Annotated in this window: 16 protein-coding genes; 12 read left to right on the top strand and 4 right to left on the bottom strand. The window is 73.8% G+C overall.

The annotated features are described in order from the left end of the window. Positions 1-30: 30 nt before the first annotated feature. The 3 genes from NUT86_RS16545 to NUT86_RS16535 all read left to right on the top strand — a co-directional run bounded on the left by NUT86_RS16545 (position 31) and on the right by NUT86_RS16535 (position 3,910). Complete coding sequence (locus tag NUT86_RS16545; RefSeq protein WP_229838353.1) at positions 31-1,395, top strand: peptidoglycan recognition protein family protein; 1,365 nt, start codon at positions 31-33, stop codon at positions 1,393-1,395. Between the two features lie 260 nt (positions 1,396-1,655). Next, positions 1,656-2,738: a nucleotidyltransferase family protein gene (locus NUT86_RS16540; RefSeq protein WP_274736037.1), complete on the top strand. Its 1,083-nt coding sequence runs from the start codon at positions 1,656-1,658 to the stop codon at positions 2,736-2,738. Positions 2,739-3,004: 266 nt separating this feature from the next. Then, complete coding sequence (locus NUT86_RS16535) at positions 3,005-3,910, top strand: DNA-3-methyladenine glycosylase family protein (RefSeq protein ID WP_274736035.1); 906 nt, start codon at positions 3,005-3,007, stop codon at positions 3,908-3,910. A 48-nt stretch (positions 3,911-3,958) separates the two neighbouring features. Here NUT86_RS16535 and NUT86_RS16530 read toward each other — a convergent pair whose 3' ends face one another. The 3 genes from NUT86_RS16530 to NUT86_RS16520 all read right to left on the bottom strand — a co-directional run bounded on the left by NUT86_RS16530 (position 3,959) and on the right by NUT86_RS16520 (position 6,894). Further along, positions 3,959-5,290: a coenzyme F420-0:L-glutamate ligase gene (locus NUT86_RS16530; RefSeq protein ID WP_274736034.1), complete on the bottom strand. Its 1,332-nt coding sequence runs from the start codon at positions 5,288-5,290 to the stop codon at positions 3,959-3,961. Next, positions 5,287-6,243, bottom strand: a complete 957-nt coding sequence (gene cofD / locus NUT86_RS16525) for a 2-phospho-L-lactate transferase (protein WP_109890160.1) — start codon at positions 6,241-6,243, stop codon at positions 5,287-5,289. The genes NUT86_RS16530 and cofD overlap by 4 nt, the downstream gene beginning before the upstream one ends. A gap of 141 nt (positions 6,244-6,384) precedes the next feature. Next, the gene (locus NUT86_RS16520) at positions 6,385-6,894 is read right to left on the bottom strand and encodes a cysteine dioxygenase (RefSeq protein ID WP_274736032.1); all 510 of its coding nucleotides are present in this window, start codon (positions 6,892-6,894) and stop codon (positions 6,385-6,387) included. Between the two features lie 691 nt (positions 6,895-7,585). Between NUT86_RS16520 and NUT86_RS16515 the strand changes: the two genes are divergently transcribed. The 3 genes from NUT86_RS16515 to NUT86_RS16505 all read left to right on the top strand — a co-directional run bounded on the left by NUT86_RS16515 (position 7,586) and on the right by NUT86_RS16505 (position 13,550). Next, positions 7,586-7,849, top strand: coding sequence for a WhiB family transcriptional regulator (locus tag NUT86_RS16515; RefSeq protein ID WP_003983763.1), 264 nt, complete (start codon positions 7,586-7,588; stop codon positions 7,847-7,849). 317 nt (positions 7,850-8,166) lie between these two features. Next, positions 8,167-11,979, top strand: a complete 3,813-nt coding sequence (locus NUT86_RS16510) for a glycosyltransferase (RefSeq protein ID WP_274736013.1) — start codon at positions 8,167-8,169, stop codon at positions 11,977-11,979. After that, complete coding sequence (locus NUT86_RS16505; RefSeq protein ID WP_274736012.1) at positions 11,976-13,550, top strand: DUF5719 family protein; 1,575 nt, start codon at positions 11,976-11,978, stop codon at positions 13,548-13,550. Before NUT86_RS16510 ends, NUT86_RS16505 begins: the two co-directional genes overlap by 4 nt. A 33-nt stretch (positions 13,551-13,583) precedes the next feature. On the opposite strand, the gene NUT86_RS16500 is transcribed toward NUT86_RS16505, so the two are convergent. Further along, positions 13,584-14,042 carry a metallopeptidase family protein gene (locus NUT86_RS16500; protein ID WP_174857644.1) on the bottom strand — a complete coding sequence of 153 codons (459 nt, stop codon included), beginning with the start codon at positions 14,040-14,042 and terminating at the stop codon, positions 13,584-13,586. A gap of 259 nt (positions 14,043-14,301) precedes the next feature. Here NUT86_RS16500 and NUT86_RS16495 point away from each other — a divergent pair, with 259 nt between their 5' ends. The 6 genes from NUT86_RS16495 to NUT86_RS16470 all read left to right on the top strand — a co-directional run bounded on the left by NUT86_RS16495 (position 14,302) and on the right by NUT86_RS16470 (position 20,331). Then, positions 14,302-14,742 carry a DUF3499 domain-containing protein gene (locus tag NUT86_RS16495; protein WP_078518461.1) on the top strand — a complete coding sequence of 147 codons (441 nt, stop codon included), beginning with the start codon at positions 14,302-14,304 and terminating at the stop codon, positions 14,740-14,742. A 146-nt stretch (positions 14,743-14,888) separates the two neighbouring features. Beyond that, a complete protein-coding gene (locus NUT86_RS16490) occupies positions 14,889-16,247 on the top strand; it encodes a phosphomannomutase/phosphoglucomutase (protein ID WP_018087068.1) in 1,359 nt (452 codons plus the stop codon). 185 nt (positions 16,248-16,432) lie between these two features. Then, positions 16,433-16,630, top strand: coding sequence for a Trm112 family protein (locus NUT86_RS16485; RefSeq protein ID WP_018087067.1), 198 nt, complete (start codon positions 16,433-16,435; stop codon positions 16,628-16,630). 76 nt (positions 16,631-16,706) lie between these two features. Further along, positions 16,707-17,843, top strand: a complete 1,137-nt coding sequence (locus NUT86_RS16480) for an SIS domain-containing protein (protein ID WP_093646198.1) — start codon at positions 16,707-16,709, stop codon at positions 17,841-17,843. A 78-nt stretch (positions 17,844-17,921) separates the two neighbouring features. Next, a complete protein-coding gene (gene manA, locus NUT86_RS16475; protein ID WP_274736006.1) occupies positions 17,922-19,127 on the top strand; it encodes a mannose-6-phosphate isomerase, class I in 1,206 nt (401 codons plus the stop codon). A 244-nt stretch (positions 19,128-19,371) separates the two neighbouring features. Then, positions 19,372-20,331, top strand: a complete 960-nt coding sequence (locus NUT86_RS16470; protein ID WP_018087064.1) for a cation diffusion facilitator family transporter — start codon at positions 19,372-19,374, stop codon at positions 20,329-20,331. Positions 20,332-20,426: the final 95 nt, after the last annotated feature.

Genomic DNA, 20,426 nt, shown 5'->3' with positions numbered 1-20,426 from the left:
CAGACCACCGTTGGCGCGTTCGCTCCGCCCATGTCCAGGATTTTGTCCATGCGCCCCTTCCTCGCGATCTGTCTCGGCGCCGTGTGCACCGCCGCCCTCGCCCTGCCCCTCGACCCGACGGCCGGTGCGAGCGCCGCCCCCGCCGCCGCGCCGCGGCCCGCACCCTCCGGTGAGCTGCCCGGCAGCACCCAGTCCCTGCCGGTGGCGGCGCTCGGCGCACCCGCCCCGCACTCCGACGCCCGTGACGCCACCCCGGAGCCCGCCCCCCAGTCACTCGGCCTGCCGGCCCGCACCGTACGGCCGTTCTCCCTCCTCGGGGTCGTCTGGGACGACGCCGCCGCCGAGCTGGGCGGCCGGGTCCAGGTCCGCACCCGCGCCACCGGCAGCGGCGACTGGTCCGGCTGGCAGGACGTCCAGGTTCACAACGACGACGCGCCCGACCTCGGTTCCGCCGAGCGGCGCGACAGCGAGGTACGCGGCAGCACCGCGCCGCTGTGGGTCGGCGACTCCGACGCCGTCCAACTGCGCATCACCCCCGAATCCCGCCACCGCGCACGGGCCGCCCTCCCGGGCGGACTCCGGCTGGAACTCGTCGACCCCGGCAGGGCACCACGGGCCGTCCGCCGCGCACACGCCGACCCCCCGGCCCCGCTCACCCCCGAGGCCACCGAGGCCTCCGCCGCCAACGCCGGGCTCGCCCCGCTCGGCGCCACCGAGATCCCGGCCCTCGACCAGGCCGCCTCCAAGGCCGACCTCCCCGCCGAGGACGGGGCGCCGCCCGCCCACTCCTACGTCGGACCGCGCCCGCGGATCGTCACCCGGGCCGGCTGGGGCGCCGACGAGAAGCTGCGCGAGAAGGCCTTCACCTATACCCGTACCGTCCGCGCCGCCTTCGTCCACCACAGCGGCTCGGGCAACAACTACGACTGCGCCGAGGCCCCTTCGCTGATCCGCGCCATGTACCGCTTCCACGTCAAGAGCAACCACTGGCGGGACATCGGCTACAACTTCCTCATCGACAAGTGCGGAACGGTCTACGAGGGCCGCGCGGGCGGCGTCGCCAAGGCCGTCATGGGCGCCCACACCCTCGGGTTCAACTCCGACAGCACCGGAATCGCCGTCCTCGGCACCTTCACCGATGACGAGCCGCCGCAGCCCGCCGTCGACGCCATCGCCCGTCTGACGGCGTGGAAGCTGGGCCTCTACAGCGTCGATCCGCGCGCCACCACCCAGCTGCTGTCCGGCGGCGGAAACCGCTTCCCCAAGGGCACCAAGGTCCCGCTGCACGTCATTTCCGGCCACCGGGACGGCTTCACCACCGACTGCCCCGGCGTCCACCTCTACGACAAGCTCGCCGGCACCCGCACCGCCGCGGCCGCCCTGCAGGGCCGCTGATCCGCTGCCGGCCGGGCACGACGGCACCTCCCGGGTGTGCGTGGGTCCGTCACGGTGCAGGCTGCAGGGTGCAGGAACCACTCAACCGTTCCTGCCGCCGGCACGTCTTAGCCGCCACGACGTCCGCCCCCCCAGGGCCCGCGCTCCTCCCGTGGCCGGAACGGCACGGGGGGCGCCCCACCACCGAGGGCGCCCGGGGCCCCGTCTGCCTACACTGGTCGGCCGATCGGCCGACCCCAGCAGGAAGCAGAGACGACAAGGTGACTGAAGCGATCCTCCTGGTCGGCGGCAAGGGCACCCGGCTGCGCCCGCTGACGGTGCACACGCCCAAGCCCATGGTCCCGGCGGCGGGTGTGCCGTTCCTCACCCACCAGCTGGCCCGCGCCCGGGCCGCCGGCGTCGAGCACATCGTTCTCGCCACCTCGTACCTCGCCGAGGTCTTCGAGCCGTATTTCGGCGACGGATCGGCGCTCGGCCTGCACCTGGAGTACGTCACCGAGGAGGAGCCGCTGGGCACCGGCGGCGCCATCCGCAATGTCGCCTCGCGGCTGCACTCCGCGCCCGACGACCCGGTACTGATCTTCAACGGTGACATCCTCACCGGCCTGGACATCGCCGCCCTCGTCGGCACCCACCGCACCTCCGGCGCCGATGTCTCCCTGCACCTGACCCGGGTCGAGGACCCGCGCGCCTTCGGCCTGGTGCCCACGGACGACACCGGCCGGGTCACCGCCTTCCTGGAGAAGCCGCAGACCCCCGAGGAGATCGTCACCGACCAGATCAACGCCGGTGCCTATGTCTTCAACCGGTCGGTCATCGACACCATCCCCGCCGGCCGCCCGGTCTCCGTCGAACGCGAGACCTTCCCCGGCCTGCTCGCCGACGGCGCCCACCTCCAGGGCATGGTCGACTCCACCTACTGGCTCGACCTCGGCACCCCGCAGGCCTTCGTCCGCGGCTCCGCCGACCTGGTCCTCGGCCGCGCCCCGTCCCCGGCGGTGCCCGGCCGCTGCGGGGACCGCCTGGTCCTGGAGACCGCCGAGGTCGCCGCCGACGCCAAGCTCACCGGCGGCACCGTCGTCGGCGCGCGCACCGTGATCGGCGCCGGCGCCGAGATCGACGGCAGCGCCGTCCTCGAAGGCGCGGTCATCGAGCCGGGCGCCCGGATCCGTGACGCGCTGATCGGCGCCGGGGCGCACATCGGGGCCCGTACGGTCCTGGACGGTGCGGTCATCGGCGACGGCGCGCGGATCGGCGCCGACAACGAGCTGCGCGGCGGCATCCGCATCTGGTGCGACGCCGACATCCCCGCCGGCTCGGTGCGCTTCTCGTCCGACCAGTAGCGGACAGCGCCCCGCCGCTCCTTTGGTGCCCCGCTCCTGTGATGCCCCGCTCCTTTGGCGCCCGCTCCCGTGGCGCACCGGCGGAGCGGCGCACTTCATAGGAGCGGCGCACCACGGGAATGCCGCCCTGCAGCACCACGTTGTGGCCCCGAGGGGGCGCTCGCCACCCCTACGGGATGTGTTCGCCCACCCCCTACGGCCCACCCCGCTGCCTCCCCCCATCCACGGCCCGCCCCGCTGTCACCCCCATCGCCTAACCTGGCCGCATGCCCGCCCGCACCTGGGAGCCGCCCGGCCCGTTCGACCTGCACCGCACGCTGGGTGTGCTGCAGCGCGGCCCCGGCGACCCCGCGTTCGCGGTGCGTGACGGCGAACTGTGGCGCGCGTGCCGTACGCCCGAGGGACCCGGCACGCTCCGTATCGCGGCCCGTCCGGCCGCCGGCCAGGTCGAGGCCGAGGCCTGGGGGCCGGGTGCCGACTGGCTGCTGGAGCGCCTGCCCGAGCTGCTGGGGGAGTCCGACGACCCGGCGCAGCTGACCGCCCGGCACCGCATCGTCCATGAGGCCTGCCGCCGCCACCCCGGCGTCCGGCTCGCGCGCACCGGCCTGGTGCTGGAGTCGCTGATCCCCTCGATCCTGGAGCAGAAGGTCACCAGCGACGAGGCCTACCGCGCCTGGCGGCTGCTGCTGCAGCGGCACGGCGAGCCCGCCCCAGGACCCTGGGCGCGGATGCGGGTGATGCCGGAGCCGCGCGGCTGGGCGCTGATCCCCTCCTGGGAGTGGCACCGCGCGGGCGTCGACGCCAAGCGCTCCTCCGCGATCCTGCGCGCCGTGCGGGCCGCCCGCCGGATGGAGGAGGCCGCGCGGATGGACCTCGCGGACGCCACCCGGCGCCTCATGGCACTGCCCGGCATCGGCCCCTGGACCGCCGCGGAGACGCTGCAGCGCACCCTCGGCGCCCCGGACGCGATCACGGTCGGCGATCTGCATCTGCCGAAGATCATCGGCTATGCCCTCACCGGCCGCCGCGGCACCACGGACGAGGAGATGCTCGAACTCCTCGCGCCCTACGAGGGCCAGCGGCACCGCGCCGCCCGGCTGATCCTGCTGTCCGGCCGCGTCCCGCCGCGCCGCGCCCCACGCTTCCCCGTAGGGGGCATAGCCCGGCTGTGACCGGCGCGGGCGCGGGCCCGGCGCACCACGACGGAGTCGTCGTCCCGGTCAGCGCACCACGACGAAGTCCTCGGCGTTCCGTGCCGGGCGCGCGGCCGGTGCCGCCGCCGGACGTCCGAGGGCCACCGCCCCCATCGGCTCCCAGTCCTCCGGCAGCCCCAGTACGTCCCGGACCACGTCCCGGCAGAACATCGTCGACGACACCCAGGCGGAGCCGAGGCCTTCGCCCGCCAGCGCGACCAGGAAGTTCTGGATCCCCGCGCCGTGGGCCACGAGGAACATCTCGCGCTCCGCCGTGCTGCGCCGCGCGTCGGGGTAGGGGTGCGAGCCGTCCGTCACCATGCACGGCACCGCCAGATACGGCGCGGCACGCAGCACATCGCCGCGCCGTATCCGCTTGGCGATGGACTCCTCCGACTTCCCGTCTCGGCGCAGATCCGCGACCCAGGCGTCCCGCATCGCGTCCAGGAGCCGCACCCGCGCCTGAGGCGACTCCAGGAGCACGAACCGCCACGGCGTGGTGTGGTGCGGCGCCGGGGCCGTGACCGCCGCCGCCACCGCGCGCCGGACCGCCCCGGGATCGACCGGTTCGCCGGTGAAGGCGCGGACCGTACGCCGTGCCGTGACCGCTTCCCGTACGGCCTCCGAGGTGCCCAGCCGGAACATGTCGTCCTCGGGGCTGCGCACCATGGCGCGCGCCCCGTCCGCCTCGCCGGTCTCCCCGACGACATGGGCAAGACCCCGTACCACCGCGACCGGCAGCCCGTCGGCCTTGCCCTTCACCAGGTCGCCCGCGGCGGCCAGTTCATCGGCGGTGGCCACCACCGTCGCGCTGAGCGGATTGCCGTACGCGTCCGTGCCGCCGCGCAGATCGTCCAGCACCCGCACCCCGGCCGCGCCGATGGCGACATCGGTGAGCCCGTTGCGCCACGGCCGGCCGAAGGTGTCGCTGATGACGACGCCGACGTCGACGCCGAGCGCGGTACGCAGGCCCGCGCGCAGGGCACGCGCCGAGGCGTCCGGATCCTCCGGCAGCAACAGCACGGTCCCCGCAGGGGTGTTGGAGGCGTCGACACCGGCCGCGGCCATCACCAGCCCCTGCCGGTTCTGCACGATCCGCAGGGTGCCGCGGCGCGCCACCACCCGCACGGTTTCCTGGTCGATCGCCGCCTCGCGGTCGGCGGCCTCGACCACCCGGCCCTCGGCCTTGCTGACGATCTTCGAGGTCACCAACAGCACGTCACCGTCGGCGAGTTGGGGCATCCCCTCGGCGGTCGCGGCCGCCGCGATCAGCTTGACGAGGTCGTCGCCGGGCTGCACCTCGGGCATTCCGGGTAGCGCCCACACCCGGTAAGCGGGCACCTCGGAGGCGTCCTTCACGCCCGGACCTCCGCGGCCAGCTCCAGCGCCTCACGGACCATCGCGGTCGTGGCGTCCAGATCCGTCATCATCAGCGGTACGGCCCGGCAGCGGATACCGGCCGCCTCGACCTCGTCGACCGCACCGGCGTCGACGGAGTCGACCAGCCAGCCGTCCAGCAGTCCGGACCCGTAGTGGCGGGCGACGGCCGCGGCGGTCGCCTCCACCCCCACGGCCGCCAGCACCTTGTCGGCCATTCCGCGGACGGGGGCGTCGCCGACGATCGGCGAGAGTCCGATCACCGGCACCCCGGCGTCCGCGATGGCCTCCCGGATGCCGGGCACCGCCAGGATCGTCCCGATACTGACCACCGGATTGGACGGCGGGAACAGCACCACGTCCGCCGCCGCGATGGCCTCCAGCACGCCCGGCGCGGGCTTGGCCTGGTCGGCGCCGACCGGCACCACGGCATGTGCGGGCACCGAGGCGCGCAGCCGCACCCAGTACTCCTGGAAGTGGACCGCCTTGCGCTCGCCCTCTTCGTCGACGGCCACATGGGTCTCGACCCGGTCGTCGGACATCGGCAGCAGCCGCACTCCGGGCTTCCAGCGCGCGCACAGCGCTTCGGTGACGGCGCTGAGCGGATATCCGGCGCTCAGCATCTGGGTCCGCACGATGTGGGTGGCGAAGTCCCGGTCACCGAGCCCGAACCACTCGGGGCCGACGCCGTAGGCGGCCAACTCGTCCTTCACCCGGAAGGTTTCGTCGGCGCGGCCCCAGCCCTGCTCCTCGTTGATGCCACCGCCGAGCGTGTACATCACGGTGTCGAGGTCGGGGCACACCTTGAGCCCGAACAGATGGATGTCGTCGCCGGTGTTCCCGATGACGGTGATGTCCGCGTCCGGAGCCGCTGCCTTCAGTCCCCGCAGAAAGCGGGCGCCGCCGATACCGCCGGCCAGAACCACGATTCGCATAGAGACAGTGTGTCAGCCGAAGGCTGAGTCGATGAGGGGCGGTGGCCGGGCGACGGGTGGGCAGTGTGTCAGCCGAAGGCTGAGTCGATGAGGGGCGGTGGCCGGGCGACGGGTGGGAATGTCAGGGCGGACGGGACGGTGTCAGGGGGCCGGTATCCCGGGAGGGGTGGTGACGGCCCCGGAGTCCGTGGCCTGGCTGGGGTGCATCGGCATATTGGTCAGTCCGGGGAAGTACACGTGCAGGCTGACGGCCGGCGTCAGGGCGTCGTTGACGACTTCGTGGACGTAGCCGGGGGCGAACACCCGCTGGGCGCCGGCCGTGAGGGTGCGCGGCCCGTCCTCGGCGTGTTCGGTCAACTCCCCTTCCAGGACGGTCAGCACACCGGAGGACGCCCCGTGGTCGTGCCGGCCGCTGCCCTGCCCCGGCACCCAGCTCAGCAGCCACACCTCGTAACCCGGGCCCGTGCGCAGCCGGTGGTACCAGCGGGTGGTGGCGTCGTAGCGGACCAGTGGGGCCCAGGCGGCGCGGTCGGCGGCGATCGAGCGGGCCAGCCCCGCGAAGCCGGCGACGGTGGCCGGGTGTGCGGGAACGGGCGGCAGCAGGTGGGGGATGGCGAGCGGGTCGCCGGCGATCTGGACGTCGCTGTTCATGGGGTTTCGGTTCCTCGGCGGAAGTGCTGGGGTGACGCGAACTGGCTGCGGCGCGGTGCGGGCTCTCCCTGTAGGGGGCGCGGCGCGGCGACGCGGAGCAGGGGCGCTGCGGGGTGGTGCGAGCGAAAAGGCTGGAGCTCAGTGGCTTCAACAGCTGGAACAGCGACAGCGGGACTGCGCAGCGCAGAGCGACCCGTAGGCACGGGTCAGTCGGAGCGCGGGAGTCGCTGGCATGGGGTCAAGGAGACCGGGTTCGCGACGCGATGTCAACTTGATGTCGGGTTTGCCGTAAATCTTTCACCTCATCCGGTTACTCCGCCCGGCGAAAGGTTTGTGCAGCTACGGACACGGAGACATCGACCGGCAACCGCGCTTTCAAACGCCGTTGCGGACCCGTGATCGGTCTGTGATCTCCCCCGCTTCGGCGCGTGGGGTGCAACGTGAACGCCGCCTGGTCGCGTCTTGGTGAGTGAAGAGGACGTGCCGAGTGGCACGCCCGGGAAAGTGTCCTGGTTTTTACTGATTTGAACACTTTCCGCATCCGCTTGGTTCCGCCGAGTGAATAAGAGGCTCAATAGCAGATCTCGGCTTGACTGGCCCGGATCACCACACTTGTAATTTCACTCGTGTCGTTCAGCCGAAATCGATCACGGCTTGATCACGGGGACGTAAAGACAGACGAGGGGCGCACATGACCGAGCTGTTCCAGGAATTGCTGGTCGAGGAGGCGGACGAGGAGCTCGGCTGGCAGGAGCGCGCACTGTGCGCCCAGACCGACCCCGAGTCCTTCTTCCCGGAGAAGGGTGGCTCCACCCGCGAGGCCAAGAAGGTCTGTCTCGCCTGCGAAGTCCGGTCCGAATGCCTTGAGTACGCGCTCGCCAACGACGAGCGCTTCGGTATTTGGGGCGGTCTGTCCGAGCGCGAGCGCCGCCGGCTCAAGAAGGCCGCCGTCTGACGATGACAGCGCAGCCGGCCGGACCGACGGCGCGCGGCCTCGTGGACCACGCCGCCGCACCCCCTCAACTCCCCATATCCCCCTATAGCGAACTCTCCGCCTCCAGCGACCTGCTCGCCGGAGGCGGACTGCTGTGTACGGACCCGGTCGGGGCACCGACGCGAACCATTAGTGTGGGGCACCGTCCGAGATGCGCCGCCGCCCCACGGGATGCGCGCGTCGCCTCGTAGTCCGTCGCAGTGTCTTCCGGGGGCGGTGGCCCAGCGCGACTTCGCCGCGGGCCTTCGAACTCCCGGGTCCGGAGGGCCCGTACCTCGATGTCCGTGCACAGCCAGTCGGCGGCCCAGGCCGCCTCACATGCAGCCGCCACCCCAGAGTTCCCGCGGCACGTCGTCACCGCCGTGATCGTCTCCCATGACGGTGCCCGCTGGCTGCCCGACGCGCTCACCGGCCTGCTCGGCCAGGAGCGCCCGGTGCAGAACGTCATCGGCGCCGACACCGGCAGCGCGGACAACTCCGCCCAGCTGCTCGCCGAGGCCATCGGGGACCAGCGGGTGCTGCACCTCGCCCGCCGCTCCGGATTCGGCACCGCCGTCGACGAAGCCGTCCGCACGGCCCCCGTGCTCACCCCCGACGATCTGCCGTATCTGCGCCGGCCCAGCGGCTGGGACCCGGTCACCCGCACCTGGCGCGACGAGGCCTACGAGATGCCGGAGTTGCCGCACGGCGATCCGGTCCAGTGGCTGTGGCTGCTGCACGACGACTGCGCGCCCGAGCCGGACGCGCTCGCCGAGCTGCTGCGGGTCGCCGACGCCAGCCCCTCCACCGTCATCGTCGGCGCCAAGCTGCGCAGCTGGTACGACCGCCGGCAGCTGCTCGAAGCCGGGGTCAGCATCGCCCGCAGCGGCCGCCGTTGGACCGGCCTGGACCGCCGCGAACAGGACCAGGGCCAGCACGACCAGGTCCGTCCGGTGCTGTCCGTCTCCACCGCCGGCATGCTCATCCGCCGTGACGTCTACGAGGAGTTGGGCGGCTTCGACCGCCGGCTGCCCCTGATGCGCGACGACGTCGACCTGTGCTGGCGCGCCCAGGCCGCCGGGCACCAGGTCCTGATCGCGCCGGAAGCCATCCTGCGGCACGCCGAGGCCTCCGCCCGCGAACGCCGCCCCATCGACTGCGTCGGCCGCTCGGTCGCCAACCCGCACCGCGTCGACAAGGCCGGCGCCGTCTACACCCTGCTCACCAACACCCGCGGCGCGACCCTTCCGTACGTCCTGCTGCGGCTGCTGATCGGCACCTTCCTGCGGGTGCTCGCCTACCTCGTCGGCAAGGTCCCGGGCCAGGCGCTGGACGAACTCGCCGGACTCTTCGGCACGCTGCTGCGGCCCGGCAAGATCCTCGCCGCGCGGAAACGGAGAGGCCGGCCCGCGGTCGACGCGAGCGAGCTGCGGCCGCTCTTCCCGCCCCCCGGCGCCACCGTCCGGGCCACCGTCGAGCAGGTCGCCGGCAACCTCGCCGGGCGGGCCGCACCGGATGTGGCCTCGGCCGGCCGGCACGGCGCGGTCGAGTCCGGGCCCGGCGGCGACGACGCCGAATTCCTGGAGATCGAGCAGTTCGCCCGGCTCAAGCGGATCGCCCGCAAACCGGCCCCGGTGCTCTTCCTCCTCCTGCTGCTGGTCTCACTGGTCGCCTGCCGCGGACTGCTCGGCTCCGGCGCGCTGACCGGCGGTGCGATGCTGCCCGCGCCCGGCAGCGTGTCCGACCTGTGGTCGGCCTACCTCGACAGCTGGCATGCGGTCGGCGTCGGCGGCAGCGCCTCCGCGCCGCCCTACCTGGCGATCGTCGCCCTGGTGTCGAGCATCTTCTTCGGCAGCACCGGCTTCGCCGTCACCCTGCTGCTGGTCTGCTCCGTCCCGCTGGCCGGACTCACCGCCTACTTCGCCTCCCGCCCGCTGGTCGCCTCCCGGCTGCTGCGCGCCTGGGGGAGCATCGCGTACGCCTTCCTGCCCGCGGCCGCCGGCGCACTGGCGGGCGGCCGGCTGGGCACCGCGGTGCTCGCCGTCCTGCTGCCCCTGATGGCACGGGCCGCGATCGCCGCCGCCGGACTGCGGCTGCCGGCCGGCACCCGGCCCAGCTGGCGCGCCACCTGGGCGTACACCCTGCTGATCACCTTCACCATGGCCTTCACCCCGGTCGTCTGGCCGATCGCGGTGCTGCTCGGCATCGGTCTGCTGGTGCTGCGCTTCCTGGATGGCAGCCGCGACCAGATGCTCGCCTACGGGCTGCGCTTCCTGGTCGTGGCCGTGGTGCCGTTCGTGGTGCTCGCGCCCTGGTCGCTGACGTTGCTGAGCCGGCCCTCCGCCTTCTTCCAGGAGGCCGGGCTCGACTACGGCGCCGGTTCCGCCTCCGTGCTCGACCTCATCGGGCTCAGCCCCGGCGGGCCCAAGGCCGCCGGCGGGGTGCTGCTCTTCGGCATCGTGCTGGCCGCGCTCGGCGCGACGCTGCGCGACGAGCGGCAGCGCGCGATCCGCACCGCGTGGGTGGTGGCGCTGGCCGGGCTGCTGCTCGCCGCGCTGGGCAACGGCTCCGGCTGGACCGGGCCCGCGATGCTGGTCTACGGCCTGGCGCTGCTGTGTGCCGCGGCGATCGGCGCCGAGGGCATCCGCACCCGGATGGCCACCCTCGGCTTCGGCTGGAAGCAGCCGGTCGCCGTGCTGATCGCGCTGGCGTCCGTGCTCGCCCCGCTCTACGCCGCGGCCAGCTGGATGATCACCGGCGCGGCCGGTCCGCTGGAGCGGCGCAACCCGGAGCAGGTCCCGGCGTTCGTCGCCGAGGAGTCCGGCACCGCCGACCGGGCCCGCACCCTGGTCCTCGACGGCTCGCCCGGCCATGTCGACTACACCCTCGTCCGCGGCTCCGGCGCCCGGCTCGGTGACGCCGACCTGGCCGCCTCGGCGGGCGAGGACAAGCGGCTCGCCGGCATCGTCGCCCACCTCGTGGCCGGCTCCGGCGCCGACCAGACCAACCAGCTCGGCGGCTATGCGGTCCGCTACGTCCTGGTCAGGGACGGGGCACCGCGCGAAATGGGCCGGGTGCTGGACGCGACCCCGGGCCTGACCCGGCTCAGCCAGGACGACGGCAGCGCCCTGTGGCGCGTCGACCGGCGGGTCTCGCGGGTCTCGATCGTCCCGGGCGAGGCCAAGGACGGCACCAGCGCGGGCGAGGCCGCCGCACCCGTCGCCGTCCCGTCCGGCCCCGTCGAGGCGCACACCAAGGTGACCGGCGGCGACTCCGGCCGGGTGCTGCGCCTCGCGGACGCCGCCGACGAGGGCTGGCAGGCCACCCTCAACGGCACCCCGCTCAAGCCGGTGACCGTCGACGGCTGGGCCCAGGGCTTCGCGCTCCCCGCGGAGGGCGGCACGCTCGACCTCACCCATGAGAACCCCCTCGGCCACACCCTCTGGCTGTGGGCGCAGGGCCTGCTCGCGGTCACCCTGGTGGTGCTGGCGCTGCCGGGCCGCCGCCGGGAGATCGACGACGACCTGCCGGAGGACGCGGCCGCCGCGCAGGCCGCCGCGGTGTCCGGCGACGGCCGCCGGGCGCGCCGCCTGCGGGCCCAGGCCGAGGCGGCCGGAGCCCCCGAGGGCGCCGGGTCCGGTATCCCCGCGGCGCGAGGGGGCGAGCAGCCGGCCGACCCGGCAGCCGACCCGATGTCCGCACCGGCACCCGCCCCGGACGCGGTCCAGGGGGGCGCCCCCACCGCTCCGGGCGACCCGTATGCCGCGGTGCCGCAACAGCCGTCCTACGAGGAGTGGCAGGCCGCCCAGCAGGCCGCCCCGGACGGGACCGTGCCGCCGGGCCACCCCGCCGGACAGCAGCCCTACGCACCCGCCGACCCGTACCAGGCGGGCCAGTACGGCCAGCCGTACCCGCCGGCCGATCCCTACCAGGCCACCGACCCGTACGCGGATCCCTACCAGGCGGGCGCCTACGACCCGTACGGCTACGGGCAGCAGCAGTACGGCGACGGCGGGCCGCAGCACCAGCAGCCCTACGACGACGGCACCGAGTACCCGGGGTACTCCGGCTCCTATCCCGAGCCGCGCCGTGACGGGAGCGACCAGCAGTGAAGCGCACCATGATGTCCCTGATCGGCGTGGCCGTCGCGCTGGCCGCGGTCACCGGCGTCGCCGCCGTGGCCGCCCCGGACACCGGCGACCCGGACGCCCCCCGCGGCAGCAGCCGGCTGCCCGTCCAGCGCTCCGCGCTGCTCTGCCCGGCCCCGACCTCCTCCGAGGTCGGCGAGACCGCCTACACCGCCTTCGCCCCCAAGGGCGCCGCGGCCGGCGCGGACGGCAAGAAGGGCACCGCCGAGCTGCGGCCCGCCGGGACCGTGCGGGACGCCGGCGGCGGTGCCGGCGGCAAGGGCAAGAAGGGCAAGGACAAGGGCGCTGCGGACTCCGCCGCCGGGCAGACCGTCGCCCCCCGCGACACCAAGCCCGTCGTGCCCCTCCAGGAGGCCGGCAAGCCGGTCACCGCGACCACCGACAGCCCCGACGCCCCCGCCCTCGTGGGCGCCGCCGACGGCACGCTCGCGCCCGGCTGGACCGTGCAGCAGACCACCTCCGTCGCCGCCGGTGCGGGCCGCGGCCTTCTCGGGCTGAGCTGCACCACCCCCGACACCACGTTCTGGTTCCCCGGTGTCAGCACCGCCACGGACCGCCAGGACTATGTCCACCTCACCAACCCCGACGCGACCCCGGCCGTCGTCGATCTCGAACTCCGCGGCAAGGACGGGTCGTTGGCGGGTTCGGTGGGCGAGGACATCTCCGTACCGCCGCACGCCACGGTCCCGGTGCTGCTCTCCACCCTGACCAGCAGCCCGACCACCAACGCCTCGCTGCATGTCGTCGCGCGCGAGGGCCGGGTCGGCGCCGCCGTCCAGGCGAGCGACAGCAAGCTCGGCAGCGACTGGCTGCCGCCCGCGGCCGATCCGTCGTCGAGCGTGGTGCTGCCCGGCATCCCGAAGGACGCCACCTCGGTGCGGCTGGTCGCCCTCGCCCCCGGTGAGTCCGACGCCGATCTGAAGGTCCAACTGGCCACCCCGACCGGGCTGATCACGCCCGCCGGGCTGGAGACCCTGCACCTCAAGAGCGGGATGACCACCGCCGTGGATCTCAAGGACCTCACCAAGGGCGAGGCCGGCTCGCTGGTGCTCACGCCCTCCGACAAGGACTCCAAGGCCCCGGTCACGGCCGCGCTGCGGGTCACCCGCGGCAAGGGCGCCAAGCAGGAGATGGCGTTCATCCCCGCGACCCGGCCGGTCGAGAAGCGCGCCACCGCCGCCGACAACCGCGACCGGGGCAGCACCCTCTCGCTGGTCGCGCCCGAGAAGGGCAAGGACGCCAAGGTGAAGGTCACCGCGTCGGCCGGCAGCGGCGGCGGCACCCCGGTCACCAAGACGTACACGGTCAAGGGCGGCACCAGCCTCGACGCCGAGCCGCCCCGCCCGTCGGGCCTGAAGGGGACCTACGCCCTGACGGTGGAGCCGGAGCCCGGCAGTGGTCCCGTCTACGCGGCCCGTATGCTCGCCCGCCCCCAGGGAGGGCTGCCCGCGTTCACCGTCCAGCCGCTGCCCGACGACCGCGGCTCGGTCCTCGTCCCGACCGCGGGGCAGGATCTGTCGGTCCTCACGAACTGACCGCGGACCCGCGCACGGACCCGCGCGGCGGCCTCACTCCTGGCCGTAGCGCGGGTCCACCGACTCCGGGGCCAGCCCCAGGAGTTCGGCGACCTGCTCGACGACCACCTCGTGGACCAGCATCGCCCGCTCGTCGCGGCCCTTGGTACGGATCTCCACCGGCCGCCGGTAGATCACGATCCGGTCGCGATATCCCCCCGCGGCCGGCAGCATCCGCCCCAGCGGCACGGTCTCCGCGTCCTCGGTCGCGTCCGGCCCGTCGTCCGGGCCAAAACCGGGCACCTCCAGAACCAGGAAGTCGACCTGGGAGAGCTGCGGCCAGCGCCGCTCCAGCCGGTCCCGGGAGTCATACACGAGATCCACGAAAGCCTCGGCGCGGGTCACCGACAGCGGCACCTGCGGCGGCGCGATCGGGCCGCGCATGCCGCGGCCGTGGCGGTCGCGGCGGCGGAGCCGCGGCTCCGGCGGTCGGGGAGGTACAGGCCTGTCCATCAGCATCGAGCGTAGCCGTCAGGGACCCCCGGACACCGGGGAGCGCGACAAGACGTGGCATGTCGCCGGCTGACCGTACCTGTCCGCGTTGTGTTCGTTTGCATCCCTGTATGAGATCGCAGATCGACGCCGGAATGGCAGGAAATGCATCGAGTCGTGACGGGATTCCGCGCCGCACGCGGTCCGTCCCGGCCCGGCCGGTCCAGGTCAGGTCGAGCGGGTGCAGGTCAGACGCATCGGACGAAGCGGGACGACACGGTTGGGTGAGCCGGGGGAGAGTCGTCGCGGCCCGCTCAAGAGTGCGGTACCGTCCAACGTCGTGAGCCCTGTACGTCGCTGTTCGCGCACTGCGTGCGGCCGCCCCGCCGTCGCAACGCTGACGTACGTCTATGCGGATTCGACCGCCGTGCTCGGACCGCTCGCCACCTACGCCGAACCGCACTGCTACGACCTGTGCGCCGAGCACTCCGAGCGGCTGACCGCGCCCCGCGGCTGGGAGGTCGTCCGCCTCGCCCTCGACTCCGGCCCGCCCCGCCCCAGCGGCGACGACCTCGAAGCCCTGGCGAACGCCGTACGCGAGGCGGCCCGCCCCCAGGAACGCGCCGCCGGCGGCACGCACGCCCCCGGCGACCGCGACACCCACCCCATGGAGGTCGCCCGCCGCGGCCATCTCCGGGTACTGCGCTCACCCGATTCCTGAACGGCGCGGGCCGACTCCCGGCCGCCCGTCACCGCACCCGCCCGCCGTATCGGAGCCACGGTGCCCCCGCGCGGGGATACCCGGCCACCGCACAGGGCCGCCCGGTAGGTTGGGAGTTACATAGAGACTCTCCAGGAGGGCTGGCTGTGACTGATCTGTCGCAGATCGTGAAGGCGTATGACGTACGCGGCGTGGTCCCCACCCAGTGGGACGAACCCCTGGCCGAGTTGTTCGGGGCGGCCTTCGCCGAGGTCACCGCCGCGGACGCGATCGTGATCGGACACGACATGCGGCCCTCCTCGCCCGGCCTGTCCGGCGCCTTCGCGCGCGGCGCGGCGGCCCGCGGCGCGGACGTCACGGAGATCGGTCTCTGCTCGACCGACGAGCTGTACTTCGCCAGCGGCTCCCTGGGCCTGCCCGGCGCCATGTTCACCGCCTCGCACAACCCGGCCCAGTACAACGGCATCAAGATGTGCCGGGCCGGCGCCGCCCCGGTCGGCCAGGACACCGGCCTCGCCGACATCCGCGCGCTGGTCGAGCGGTGGTCGGACGAGGGCGCCCCCGAACCGGTCGCCGAACCCGGCACCGTCACGCGGCGCGACGTCCTGGGCGACTACGCCGCCCACCTGCGCGGCCTGGTGGACCTCAGCGGCATCCGCCCGCTGAAGGTCGTGGTGGACGCGGGCAACGGCATGGGCGGCCACACCGTCCCGACCGTCTTCGAGGGACTGCCGCTCGAACTGGACGCGATGTACTTCGAGTTGGACGGCTCGTTCCCGAACCACGAGGCCAACCCGCTGGATCCCAAGAACATCGTCGACCTCCAGGCACGGGTACGCGAGACCGGCGCGGACCTCGGCCTCGCCTTCGACGGCGACGCCGACCGCTGCTTCGTCGTCGACGAGAACGGCGACCCGGTCTCCCCGTCCGCGATCACCGCACTGGTCGCCGCCCGCGAACTGGCCAAGCACCCCGGCGGCACCGTCATCCACAACCTGATCACCTCCTGGTCGGTGCCGGAGGTCGTCAGGGAGAACGGCGGCAACCCCGTCCGCACCCGCGTCGGGCACTCCTTCATCAAGGAGGAGATGGCCACCACCGGCGCCATCTTCGGCGGCGAGCACTCCGCGCACTACTACTTCCGCGACTTCTGGAACGCCGACACCGGCATGCTCGCCGCGATGCACGTCCTGGCGGCCCTCGGCGGCCAGCAGGGCCCGCTCTCCCAGCTGGTCGCGCAGTACGACCGGTACGCGGCCTCCGGCGAGATCAACAGCACCGTCGACGACCAGACCGGCCGGCTCGCCGCGATCAAGGCCGCCTACGAGAGCCGCGACGGCGTCACCCTCGACGAGCTGGACGGACTGACCGTCACCGCCGACAACTGGTGGTTCAACGTCCGCGCCTCCAACACCGAGCCGCTGCTCCGGCTCAACGTCGAGGCCCGCGACACCGCCACCGCCGACCGGGTCCGCGACGAGGCCCTGGCGATCATCCGCGGCTGAGTCCCGGCACCCCGCCGCGCCAGCACCGTGCGGGAAACCGGAGCACGTCGCCGGGGGGCGGGCGGCAGCGGCATCCCTGCCGCCCGCACCCCCGTGCACCACCCCGAAACCCCGCCGAGCAAGCCCCCGCACCCCGTCCGGCGGTACGCTGGCCAAGCCGCAACCGCCCCGAAGGAGCAGCCTCCATGCCGGTCGAAGCCAGCTTGATCCAGATCCTTGCCTGCCCGGCGTGCCATGCCCCGCTCCAGGACCGGACCGGAGACTCCTCGGGTCCCGCTTCCGACCCCGAGCTGCTCTGCACCTCCGGCGACTGCGGCCTCGCCTACCCCGTCCGGGACGGCATCCCCGTACTCCTCGTCGACGAGGCTCGCCGCCCCGCCTGACCGGGCTCCGCCGGGTCCGCCCGGCACCGCCTGGCACACCCCCGCCCGTCCCGGCGATTCGGAGGCCGCGCCCACCATGCTCGACGAGTCACTCCTCGACACCCCTGACGCGCTGGCCGGAGCCGACCGCTTCGGCCTGCTGCGCGGCGTCGCCGAATCCGGCGCCCGGGTCCGTACCGCGGCCCGCAGCGCCGCCGAGTCCGGCATCCCCGAGCTGACCCCCGACGGGCGGCCGCGCGCCGTACTCGTCGCCGGCCCCGGCCCCGCCGCGGCCGGAGTGGCCGACCTCCTCAGGGCGCTCGGCGGCGGCAGCTGCCCCGTCACCCACCTCCAGCCCACCGGCGTCGCCCCGCTGCCCGGCGCCCTGCGCTGGGCACTTCCCGGCTGGGCCGGCCCCCTGGACCTGCTGCTGCTCCCCGGCCCGGACGCCGCCGACCCCGGCCTCGCCGAGCTGGTCGAGCAGGCCTCCCGCCGCGGCTGCGCCGTCGTCGCCGTCACCCCGGCCGGCGGCCCGCTCGCCGACGCCGTCACCCAGGCCCGCGGCCTCGCCGTCCCGCTGGCGACCACCCCCTACGACGCCGAATTCGACGTCGAGGGCGCCCCGCCCGCCGCCCCCGGCACCCTCTGGTCGGTGCTCATCCCGCTGCTGTCGCTCGCCGACCGGATCGGCCTGCTCAGCGCCCCGCCGGAGGCCCTGGGCAAGCTCGCCGACCGCCTCGACCAGCTCGCCGAACGCTGCGGCCCGGCCATCCCGACGTACACCAACCCCGGCAAGACACTGGCCGCCGACCTCGCCGACGCGCTCCCGCTGATCTGGACCGAAGGCACCATCGCCGGCGCCGTCGGCCGGCACTTCGCCACCGAGCTGGCCGGGCTGGCCGGCCGCCCCGCGCTCGCCGCCGAGCTGCCCGAGGCGCTCGCCACCCACCGCACCCTGCTGGCCGGCGCCCTGGCCGCCGGCGCCGACCCGGACGACTTCTTCCGCGACCGGGTCGAGCAGCCCGCCGCGCTGCACGCCAGGGTCGTGCTGCTGCGCGAGGAGGAGCCGGGCCCGCTGTCCGCCACCCGCGCCGCCCAGGCGCTCGCCGAGGAGCGCGACACCGCCCTCAGCGAGCTGGAAGCCGACACCGGCAGCGATCTGGAGAAGGCCGCTGAGCTACTCGCCATCGTGGATTTCGCCGCCGTTTACCTGGCGCTCGCCGGGACCGAGTGATCTTTGACGGCCGGCCCGCACCCGCAGGCCCGTAGCAGCACCCCGCAGCACGTACCACTGTCAGGAAGCAGCCGCCCCATGGACCGCCTCGCCAATACCGTGCGCCCCTACGCGTGGGGCTCGACCACCGCCCTCCCGGAGCTCCTGGGCACCACGCCCACCGGCGAACCCCAGGCCGAGATGTGGATGGGCGCCCACCCCGGCGCCCCCTCCCGCATCGACCGCGGCGCCGGCCCCGTCTCCCTGGCCGAGGTGATCGACGCCGCCCCCGAGGCCGAACTGGGCGCCGATGCCGTACGCGCCTTCGGCCCCCGGCTGCCCTTCCTGCTCAAGCTGCTCGCGGCCGGCTCGCCGCTCTCCCTCCAGGTCCACCCCGACCGGGCGCAGGCCGAGGAGGGCTTCGCCGACGAGGAGCGGCGCGGCGTCCCGATCGACGCCGGCCACCGCAACTACAAGGACGCCAACCACAAGCCCGAGCTGATCGTCGCGCTCACCCCCTTCGACGGTCTGTGCGGCTTCCGGCACCCGGACCGGGCCGCAGACCTCCTGGAGGGCCTGGGCGTCGACGACCTCAAGCCCTACGTCGACATCCTGCGCGCCACCCCCGAGGAGGACGCGCTGCGCGAGGTGCTCACCGCCGTACTGAGCGCCGAACACCACGCGATCGCCGGGACCGTCGAGCGCACCGCCGTCGCCGCCGACCAGCTGGCGGCCAAGGGCGGACCGCACGCCGACGCCTACGCCGCCTACGCGGTCCTCGCCCACCACTACCCGGGCGACCCCGGCGTCCTCGCCGCCATGCTGCTCAACCACGTCCGGCTCCAGCCCGGCGAGGCGCTGTTCCTCGGCGCCGGCATCCCGCACGCCTACCTCAGCGGGCTCGGTGTCGAGCTGATGGCCAACTCCGACAATGTGCTGCGCTGCGGTCTGACCCCCAAGCACGTGGACGTACCGGAGCTGCTGAAGGTGGTCCGCTTCGAGGCCGGTGACGCGGGCGTGCTGCGCCCCGAGGACGTCGACGGCGAGGAGGTCTACGAGACCCCCATCGACGAGTTCCGGCTCTCCCGCTTCGCGCTCGCCCCCGGCGCCGCCCCGCACCCGCTCGCCTCCCGTACGCCGCAGATCCTGCTGTGCACGGCGGGCACCGTCCAGCTGCGGGACGCCGATGACGAGTCCGAGGCCGGGCTGACCCTGGCCCCCGGTGAGTCCGTGTTCGTCCCGGCCGGCGAACGGATCGCCCTCTCCGGAGACGGCACGCTGTTCCGCGCGACAGTCGTGGCATAGCCCCCGGCGCTGCACGTCCGGCGGCACGCACGGAACCCGGGAGGCCCGCGTCGGCGGCGCAGGCGGAGCCCGGGAGACCTGCGTCGGCGGCGCAGGCGGAACCCGGGAGGCCCGCGTCGGCGGCCGGAAAACCGTCCGCCAGGTGGCCTCCTGGCGCCGGCCCGGGACCGGGCTGCAACAATGACCGCCGCACAGCATTAAAGGGGCGGTAAAGCCCGGACGACGGAAGGGATATGCGGCACCTATGAGCGCATCAGGCGGGACAAAGGCGATCGTTGCGGCGCTGGGCGCCAACCTGGCGATTGCCGCAGCGAAGTTCGTGGCCTTCGCCTTCAGCGGCTCGTCCTCGATGCTGGCGGAAGGCGTGCACTCCATCGCGGACTCCGGCAACCAGGGCCTGCTGCTCCTCGGCGGCAAGAAGGCCAAGCGCGCGGCCACCGCCGAGCACCCCTTCGGCTACGGCCGCGAGCGCTACATCTACGGCTTCCTGGTCTCCATCGTCCTGTTCACCATTGGCGGCGTCTTCGCCCTCTACGAGGGCTACGAGAAGATCCACGACCCGCACGAGCTGGACAACTGGTACTGGCCGGTCGGCGTCCTGGTCTTCGCGATCATCGCCGAGAGCTTCTCCTTCCGTACGGCCATCAAGGAGTCCAACGAGCTGCGCGGCAAGCAGACCTGGGCCCAGTTCGTCCGCCGCGCCAAGGCCCCCGAGCTGCCGGTCGTGCTGCTGGAGGACTTCGGCGCACTGGTCGGACTGGTCCTCGCGCTGGGCGGCGTCGGCCTGACCATCGCCACCGGCGACGGCATCTGGGACGGCATCGGCACCATGTGCATCGGCGCGCTGCTGGTGCTGATCGCCCTGGTCCTGGCCGCGGAGACCAAGTCGCTGCTGCTGGGCGAGGCGGCCGGTCCCGAGCAGATCGCCAAGATCCGCGCCGCGGTCGTCGACGGTCAGGTCGTCACCCGCGTCATCCACATGCGCACGCTCCACCTCGGCCCCGACGAGCTGCTGGTCGCCGCCAAGATCGCGGTCCAGCACGACGGCACCGCCACCGAGATCGCGGACGCCATCAACGCCGCCGAGGCCCGCATCCGCGAGGCCGTACCGATCGCCCGCGTCATCTACCTGGAGCCGGACATCTACGACGAGAAGGCGGCCGCCGCCGGCACCGACCCGTCGAAGACACCGGGCGGGGAGTGAACCGGGGCGACTGACGGGGGCGGCAGACGCGGGCGGCTGACGGGCTGAGCCCCGCAGGCCCCCGGCCCCAGAACGCGGCAAGGCCCCCGCACTCC

The organism is Streptomyces sp. G7(2002) (assembly GCF_028870195.1).
GTDB lineage: Bacteria > Actinomycetota > Actinomycetes > Streptomycetales > Streptomycetaceae > Streptomyces > Streptomyces nigrescens.
Note: the sequence above shows the minus strand (reverse complement) of the source record. Positions and strands in the feature narration are given on the sequence as shown.